Below are 1,014 nucleotides of genomic sequence, written 5' to 3'. Positions count from 1 at the left end.
CGTGAGGCGATCGCCCTCGCCGTGGGCGCGGTCGACGCATGCGCGTACTGCCAGGCGGCGCACACGGTGTCGGCGAAGGTGGCGGGCTTCACCCTGGAAGAGACCGTGGCGATACGCCGGGGGACGCCCGGGGACGACGCGAAGCTCGAAGCCCTGGTCCAGGTCGCCCGGGAGATCGCCGGCGAGGTGGGCGAGGCGTCGGACGCCTCGTGGGACGCGGCCGTGGCCCAGGGATGGACGGACACCGAGCTCGCCGAGGTCTTCGTCCACGTGGCCGTGAACCTCTACACCAACTACTTCAACCACTACGCCCGCACCGAGATCGACGTCCCCGCCGTTCCCGGCATCGACAGCTGACGCTCCCGCCCCCACGGCCCCGGACAGGCTCCGGCGGGCCCTGCGGCCGCCCCTGCCGGCGACCCGCCCCTTTCCAGCTCGGGGGGCGGCTCACCGACAGGGGCTTCGCCGTCCGGTGCCTTCGGGTATCGTCGGCGCCACGATCGTGCACGACCCGGTCCCGGCATCGTGTTCCGGCCCGATACCTGTACGGATAAGCCGAGTTGATGCCCAGTCAGGGAACTTCCAGTCAGCGAAGACACCGACGGGGAGCGCACGACGGGGCGCCCCTGAGTCAGCGGGGAGGCTTCATGGGCAAGACGGGTGCGCGCCCCAGGGTGCTGGTCGTGGGGGCGGGCCTGGCCGGCACGGCCACCGCGATACGGCTGCTCCATTTCGCGAGAAGACCCCTGGAAGTCATCCTCCTGGAGCGGCGTGCCGACTACCGCTCGGCGGGCGTCGCGTATCACCGTGACGGCAATCCCTGGGACCACGTCTTCAACATCCAGGCCGGCCGGATGTCGGTGTTCCGCGAAGACGTGCTCGACTTCATCAACTGGGCCAACCAGGAGGCCGACCGCCGGGACTGGCCCCAGCGCTGGGCCTCCTGGAAGTTCACCGAGCAGGGCCCCGCCCCCCGCCGCATCTTCCAGGACTACCTCGACGACCGGCTGATCG

Annotated in this window: 2 protein-coding genes; both read left to right on the top strand. The window is 70.8% G+C overall.

Annotated features, from left to right (window positions below; translation table 11 throughout):
- A partial coding sequence (locus tag ACFV4P_RS36020; RefSeq protein WP_380477701.1) for a carboxymuconolactone decarboxylase family protein occupies positions 1–357 on the top strand: 357 nt, incomplete at its 5' end.
- Positions 358–647: 290 nt separating this feature from the next.
- Positions 648–1,014: FAD-dependent oxidoreductase (locus ACFV4P_RS36015; protein WP_380477700.1), on the top strand; the 367-nt coding region annotated here is incomplete at its 3' end.

Origin of the sequence: Kitasatospora sp. NPDC059795, assembly GCF_042732175.1 — a bacterium.
GTDB lineage: Bacteria > Actinomycetota > Actinomycetes > Streptomycetales > Streptomycetaceae > Kitasatospora.
This window is presented reverse-complemented; position numbering and strand designations above follow the sequence as displayed.